Annotated in this window: 8 protein-coding genes; 7 read left to right on the top strand and 1 reads right to left on the bottom strand. The window is 63.9% G+C overall.

What is annotated here, in order from left to right; translation table 11 throughout:
• From AB0N06_RS37715 to AB0N06_RS37685, 7 genes are all read left to right on the top strand, one after another.
• Positions 1 to 1,076 (top strand): Hint domain-containing protein (locus tag AB0N06_RS37715; protein ID WP_366139193.1); only part of this gene is annotated, 1,076 nt, incomplete at its 5' end.
• An 18-nt stretch (positions 1,077 to 1,094) separates the two neighbouring features.
• Positions 1,095 to 1,760, top strand: a complete 666-nt coding sequence (locus AB0N06_RS37710; RefSeq protein WP_366139192.1) for a hypothetical protein — start codon at positions 1,095 to 1,097, stop codon at positions 1,758 to 1,760.
• 1,048 nt (positions 1,761 to 2,808) lie between these two features.
• Positions 2,809 to 4,056, top strand: a complete 1,248-nt coding sequence (locus AB0N06_RS37705; protein ID WP_366139191.1) for a helix-turn-helix domain-containing protein — start codon at positions 2,809 to 2,811, stop codon at positions 4,054 to 4,056.
• 157 nt (positions 4,057 to 4,213) lie between these two features.
• Positions 4,214 to 4,573 (top strand): hypothetical protein, encoded by a 360-nt coding sequence (locus tag AB0N06_RS37700; protein ID WP_366139190.1) that lies wholly within the window; start codon positions 4,214 to 4,216, stop codon positions 4,571 to 4,573.
• Positions 4,566 to 4,853 (top strand): hypothetical protein, encoded by a 288-nt coding sequence (locus AB0N06_RS37695; RefSeq protein WP_366139189.1) that lies wholly within the window; start codon positions 4,566 to 4,568, stop codon positions 4,851 to 4,853. The genes AB0N06_RS37700 and AB0N06_RS37695 overlap by 8 nt, the downstream gene beginning before the upstream one ends.
• Before the next feature lie 352 nt (positions 4,854 to 5,205).
• Positions 5,206 to 5,403 (top strand): hypothetical protein, encoded by a 198-nt coding sequence (locus tag AB0N06_RS37690; RefSeq protein ID WP_366139188.1) that lies wholly within the window; start codon positions 5,206 to 5,208, stop codon positions 5,401 to 5,403.
• Positions 5,400 to 5,879 carry a hypothetical protein gene (locus AB0N06_RS37685; RefSeq protein ID WP_366139187.1) on the top strand — a complete coding sequence of 160 codons (480 nt, stop codon included), beginning with the start codon at positions 5,400 to 5,402 and terminating at the stop codon, positions 5,877 to 5,879. Before AB0N06_RS37690 ends, AB0N06_RS37685 begins: the two co-directional genes overlap by 4 nt.
• Positions 5,880 to 5,991: 112 nt before the next feature.
• Here AB0N06_RS37685 and AB0N06_RS37680 read toward each other — a convergent pair.
• On the bottom strand, positions 5,992 to 6,660 hold a 669-nt coding region (locus AB0N06_RS37680; protein WP_366139186.1), incomplete at its 5' end, for a group II intron maturase-specific domain-containing protein.

Here is a 6,660-nt window from a genome sequence, read left to right as displayed (position 1 = left end):
CTGCTCTCCGGGGTCCCTTGCCACACAACGGACATGAGGCCACGTCACTCACGAGACCGGCGAACCGGACCAATCCCAATCGCGCAATGCCCCTGAGCGGCGACCTGGGCGCATGCGGCGAAACGGCCCTGAACGTCGCCGGCAGCTTCGCCGGCGGCCTCGCCGGAAAGTTCCTGGCGAAGTACGGCGCACCCTGGAAGTGGAACAAGGCCTACAAGCTGATCAAGCGGGTCACCGGTCTGGCCAACGACTTGATCGGCGGCGCCCAAGAGATGTGGAAGGCATCCAAGGCGTATGACAAGGCCAAGGGGGCCTGGGCTGCAGCGAAGTCGAAACTTGCGAAGAGCGACTGTCACAGCTTCCTTCCAGGCACGCAAGTTGAGCTGGCCAACGGCAAACGCAAGAGCATCGAAGACGTCGCACTTGGCGACACAGTTGTCACAACAGACCCGAAGACGGGTAAGAAGCTCACCCGCAAGGTCGTCGGCACCATCGTCACCGAGGACGACAAGAAGTTCGTCGACCTCACTGTTGCCACACCTGACGGCGACTCCTCGCTTGTCGCGACGGTCACCCACCCGTTCTGGGTGGCGAACGAGCATCGATTCATAGACGCCAGCGATCTGAAGCCGGGCATGTTGCTTCAGACACCGGAGGGCAAAACCTTCCCCGTGAAGAGCTTGCGGTTCTTCACAGAGCGTCAGCGCACACACGACCTGACCATCGATGGCGTCCACGCGTACTATGTGCTGGCGGGCGAGACGCCGGTCCTCGTTCACAACAGCAATAACACATGCCCAGCAGGTGTCGGGAATCCGGACGCTCCAGAGCCGCTTGGGCGAGGTTCGACGGGGGACGTAACGCCTCGCTCCCTCAAAGAGCAAATTGCAATGAAGCAAGCCGCGTCGGACCCAGCTAGCGGATTCGTGGTACCCCTGAAGAAGGGGATGACAGATCCCCGGTGGGATGGAAGCGACGGCTGGCAGAAGATGAGTCGAAACATCGACGGGATTGAGATCCATTACGTTTACAATCCCAGGACTGGGCAAGTCGACGACTACAAGTTCAAGCGATAAAACAAAGGGGATGCAGGCGTGATCGTTAAGAGCCTCGCGGCACAGGACGCGATCCCGGTTACCGAAGGTCGCAGTTACGGAGTCTACGGACTTGCCCAGTACGCCTCACGCGTTATCGTCTTGATCGCCTCGGATGACGGTCGCCCTAATTGGTGTCCAGTCGAATGGTTCCGGGTCGTGGACGGTCGCTTCCCTAGCGGTTGGGAGCTGTCTGTCGTTGATCCAGGCGGCACTGCTTTGCAAGTTCTGATCGGCTACCCCGAACTAGTGAAAGATCCCGATCACTACGATGCGCTCTTGGAGCGTGATCCTGAGGCAATTTCAATCTTCAAGAAGTTCGAGATTGCGCAGGGCGGGTTTTCGGTGTCGCCGAGTGAAGACTTTCTCTCGAATTTTGGAGTTGTTCCAAAATCAACTGAGGGCAATAATCGATCTTCTATCTCTCTGGATGCGCCGAACGGTTATGCCATTGACCTTCAATGGGATGCGGTAATGCGTAGTGCAGAGTGGAGAATGTCGATAGGGGGTGTGGTGATGGTGGAGCAAGTACTTGGCGATGTGCGCGGGATCTCTGTATTCTGCGAGAATCAAGAATCTGGTCTGATTCTTCGAGCAGATTCAGGCCTGGGTGGGGATGTTAAGATCTACATCTACCCTTATGCTCGCGTGGCCATAGGACAGTGAAACCGCGACAGTCAGTGCTTCTTGGGGCCAGGTCAGGAAACCAGTCTGGACTGTTTCTCGTCGTTTGGGTCATGGCGAAGTGCAGCGACGGATTCCTTCGGGGGTAGGCGGCTGAACCCCGGCCTCAGTGATGCCAGAAGCTGGTTTGTGCGACTGCAATGCATAAGCCCCGTCAGACGTGTCTGACGGGGCTTATGCATGAGGTGACGGCAGTAGTTGACGGCAACGTCAGCGGACGAAGGCGGCGGTTCGTCACCGCCGGCGCTGACTGTCTCGGTGATTGTCGGGCCGTCGAACTCGCAGCCGCCGAGGAGCGCTCGGCGAAGGCCGGCGCCGAATTCGAAGCCACCGCGGTCCATCGCGACGCCGTGGAGCAGCGCAAGAGTCGAGAGCGGCAACGACACGCAGAGGGGAACGCTGCCAAGCCTCAACGCCTGTCGACAGGCTGGCCGAAGGCAAGCGTCGGTGCTGAATCCCGACGCGGGCAACGGCGGGGCACGGGGCAAGCCGCTTCGAGCTGTTCAGAGTTTCTCTACTTGTTCAAGGCGGCCCGCTGACGCGGCCCGCGCGCGCTCCGGCCCTGCGGGGCCGCCGCCCGCTCCTGTCTCCGCCCCGCTTGCCGACGACCCCGCCGGTCCGGGCGCGCAACAGCCAGCACAGCGAACCGCTTCCGGGGCTCCGCCCCAGACCCCAGCCCTCTTTCTGAGGGGATGGAGGGCGAGTGGACGGGTGCGGCTTCGTCGGTGGTTGAGGGTCGGGTACGCGGGAGGGGATCCCTCGCCGCCCGGTCACCGGAGGGCGTACCAGGAACCCCCGGGGGCCGCCAAGGCCGAGCGCACGCGTCACGATGTGAGCCTTGGCGGCCCCCGGCGAACCCTGGCACGGCAAAGCTGCCCGACCGACGAGGGACCCCCTCCCACTCAGGTCCCGATCCTGCCGGAGTCCCGGCCCGCCACGTGGTGTGGCACCCCTGCGGGCGGGTGGCTGCCGGATCGCCCCTGGTTGATGTGCCGACCGGGCGTACGGTGGAGTGGGAGGTGGTGAGTTGATGATTACGGAGCTGGCCGACAACGTCCGCAAGTACCGGCGTCGCGCGGGGATGAGCCAGGAGGAACTGGCCCACGCCGCAGGCGTATCCCCGGGCACGGTACGCAAGGTCGAGCAGGGCGGCACTCTCCGGATGGAGACCTTGCACATGCTCGCTCGGGCGCTGGGGGTGACCACGGCCGTGTTGATGGCGTCCGATGCACCGGAGCCCGTCGGGCGGACCGAGGAGCCGAACCGCGTCAACCTGATCCAGCTCCGCGCCGCCCTCACCCCAGCCGTCGGGCTCGTGGACCAGGCCGCCGAAGTCGTGGACGAGGAACCGAACCTGCGCACCTTCCGGCGGACGCTGCAAGACGCACGGGTGCTGTACTTCTCCGACAGCTACAAGAGCGTCGCGGCTCAATTGCCGGGCCTGCTACGTGATGCAGCACAGGCCGTCGCTTACTACGACAGTGGGGACGAGCACCGGCAGGCCCTGCTGGCTCGGGCCGAGGCGCTGCGTCTGGCCGGGACCTACCTCACCCAGGTGCGGCAGTACGGCATCGCGTATGCCGCTGTGCGTGGCGCCATCGCGGATGCCCGTCAGGCCGGAGACATGCTGGCGGCGGGCTCCGGTGTCGGCTGCATGTGCTGGCTGCTGGTGCGCCAAGGAAGGCTGGACGAGGCGGAACAGGTCGCCGCCCGGAGCATGGACGCGGTGGAGCCGAAGATCACCGGGGCCGAGCCCGACCACTACGCGGTGTGGGGCGGCCTGGCGATGGAGGCCGCCGCCGCAGCCGCGAGGAACAACCGTCCGGACGAGGCGAAGGAGTACCGTCAAGCCGCCCGGGTCGCGGCAACCGCTGTCGGGACGGCACATCGCAACGTCTCCCGGCACTGGTCCGTCTTCGGGCCGGTCACCGTCGCGGTCAAGGCACTCGAAGACTCCCTGGTCATTGGCGACGCCCGCGCGGTGGTGCGCAAGGCAGGCGAGCAGGAGGAGCTGTCGCCCAAGGCGTGGAAGCGCTTGGGCAGGCCCAGCACCAACGACGGGAACCGCTTCACCCTCGATGTGGCGCGCGCCCACACCCGGACCGGCGACTTGTCCGCAGCCATGGACGAGTTGACCCGTGCCAGGGATGCCGCCCCGCAGTGGCTGCGGCACCAGAACGGGGCCGCCGAGACCATGCAGGAGATCCTGGGCAAGCGCAAGCGCACTCTCACGACGGAGATGCGCGACATGGCCGACTACCTGGGCGTTGTCGGGTAGCTGCCACGCAGCGTGGCAGTTCGTGAACCAAGAGTCGCGAACTGCCATGGCTGCCACCTGGGGTGACGATCAGTCAGTGCCTACGGTCGGTGTGTCCATCGTCAGTGACCCAGGCCGGGGGTGCCCAGTGAGCCAGCCCAGGAGCGATGCCGACCGCATGCGTCACAGAGAGCTGTACGACGCCGCGTCGGGCGGGGGAGGTCCCCGCTTACTGCCGTGGACCAGCCCGGAGGGGAAGCCTTGCTACCTGAGCAGCGACGGCCGGGGTTACCTCTCCACGCTCGCCGACAGCATCGAGACGGTACAGCTCAGCATGGGCCAGGAACTGCTGGAGTACGTCCGCGACGCCACGGCGCCCGGTGCGAAAGCCCTGTCGGCGAGCGAATACCGCTGGCTGGCCTGCCGGTTGACAGAAGCCCTGGCGGATGCGCTCAGGATTGCGGACTCGCGCGGACAGCGCATCCCGGACCCGGAAGAGGGAGAACCGGAAGAGGAAGAGGTGGACGAGGGTGCCTGATTCTGCTGAAACGGACGCACTGGTCCGCGACTCCGCACGGGGGCGCTACCGATTCCGTGAGTATCACGTGACCACCGTCCCCGACCCCCTGGCTCTGCCGGCCTTCGCGGCGGTCTGCGTCACCGGCGAGGAACGCAACTGCGGTGCCACATCCGGCACCCTGCACACCCCGGACGAGCTGACGCGCTGGATCGCCGGACATTGCGCCCAGACCGGCCACCAGGACTACGAGCAGACCGTCCGCGCCATACTCCGTGCCGACCCTGGAGCGTGGCAGTAAAGTCCCCTGCGCCGACACCGGGCCAGCGGCAGCACCACCGTGCGCCCCCGCGCTCGTGACGGCAGTAGCGACGGCAACACCCACGGATTCCCCTGCACAACCACGGACACCAGCGGAACCCGAAACCGCCGCTGATCTGCGAATACGCAGATAGAGAGGGGTCACGTAGCACACGTACTATGTGCTGGCGGGGGCCACACCGGTCCTGGTCCACAATTGTGCAGAGCCCAGTATCCGGATTTCTCCGGCCGCATCTGACTGGGCCACGAAGGGTGCGCACATCCATGTCGGAAGTTCCGAGGTTCGAATTTTCCCGACAGGTGACGGCGGAGTCGGATTCGAGGGGCTTCGCATGAGTAACGGAATGGCTAGTGCACGTGATGTGGAAACCGCGCGAAAAGCCATCATGGGTAACCCTGAGTTGAGGGCTGACCTTATCGGCAAGGCGCGATCTACAATGGCGGACATGAATGATCATAACTGGGGAAATTCGATCAATCGGGCGCCGGAGATGAACTTCCTCATAAAAGCGCTGGGGAAGATCAAATGAGGGCCACCAGCTTCCTCGCGAGCGTAACGGTGACAGAAACCGTCGCAGGTCTGGGCCTTGGTGCCTCGCGGGGGCAGATCCGCGAGACGCTGGGAGACCAGTGCCTGGCGGATCAGAGGAAGAAGTCCCTGCGTCTGGATTACGGGATTCTGGAATTCAACTTGTTTGCAGGACGCTGCGAGACTATCGCGGTGCAGGTTCGTCGACTGGCAAACGGGATTGAGGGTCTCATTCCCCCTGTCTTGAGTACCTACTTTCAGGGGATTTCGAAGGGGATTCCGTTTGAAGCCCTTCGCAATGAAATCGAGAGGGATGACGCCTGTTTGTTGGAGGAGCTTCAAGGGCAACCAGGGTATCGGCGCTATCGCTTCGTCAAATCACACGTGAATCTCTACGTCGTCGATGAAGTCGCGCCGGAGGGCGAGTCTTTCGCACTCGGTGATCTGTGGTCAATCATGATCTCTGGGCGCGGTTGACGGCAACGCTGAGTAGGGTCGGGGACTGGCGCGGTGGCTAATGCTCCGTTTCCAGTCCCCGCCGCTTCAAACCGTGCATGCGGTTCTCCCGCACACGGCTTTCCGACATCGTTCACCGACTGGCATGCACAGTCGCCCTGCGTACGTTTCCGGTGAGGCGGTAGACCCCGAGCCGCGTGATCCACTCGTAGGTATAGCGAGTGACCCAGTTCCGACCCGCTCGGCCATGTTTCCGGCTGGTGAGGATCGCCAGCCGTTCGTGGACATAGCCGTCGACCGCGTTGAACCTCCGCCCAGAATTCCCGTTGCGAAAGTACGCGGCCCAGCCCCGCAGGACCGGGTTGAGGTCGGCGACCACAGCGGACACCGGCCGCTCGGTCTTTGAACGGCCCGTGGCTGCGCGGATCTTTTCCCGCAGCACGCGGATCGCTCTGTCCGAAGGCCAGCGCTGCAAGTAGAACCTGCCCCGCCACTTCCACGACTCGACTTTCCGGTGGTGGAAGCCGAGGAACTCAAAGCCCTGCTCGCCTCGGGTGAGGCAAGCGATGCCGGACTTCTCCGGGTGCAGTCGCATCCCTAGTTGTCCGAGCATCCGCGCCACCAATTCCCGGGCTTGTTCTGCCCGTTGTCTGGTCGGCGACAGGACAACGAAGTCGTCGCAGTACCTCACCAGCCTCGATCCTTCAGGCAGGGGCATTGCGCGATTGGGATTGGTCCGGTTCGCCGGTCTCGTGAGTGACGTGGCGTCATGTCCGTTGTGTGGCAAGGGACCCCGGAGAGC

Origin of the sequence: Streptomyces sp. NPDC051020 (assembly GCF_040683105.1) — a bacterium.
In the GTDB taxonomy this organism is placed as follows: Bacteria; Actinomycetota; Actinomycetes; order Streptomycetales; family Streptomycetaceae; genus Streptomyces.
Note: the sequence above shows the minus strand (reverse complement) of the source record. Positions and strands in the feature narration are given on the sequence as shown.

Bases quoted from the DNA above. Each gene is read 5' to 3' on its own strand.
- AB0N06_RS37690 (WP_366139188.1), top strand. From the start codon at position 5,206: ATGAGTAACGGAATGGCTAGTGCACGTGATGTGGAAACCGCGCGAAAA.
- AB0N06_RS37705 (WP_366139191.1), top strand. From the start codon at position 2,809: ATGATTACGGAGCTGGCCGACAACGTCCGCAAGTACCGGCGTCGCGCG.
- AB0N06_RS37700 (WP_366139190.1), top strand. From the start codon at position 4,214: ATGCGTCACAGAGAGCTGTACGACGCCGCGTCGGGCGGGGGAGGTCCC.
- AB0N06_RS37685 (WP_366139187.1), top strand. From the start codon at position 5,400: ATGAGGGCCACCAGCTTCCTCGCGAGCGTAACGGTGACAGAAACCGTC.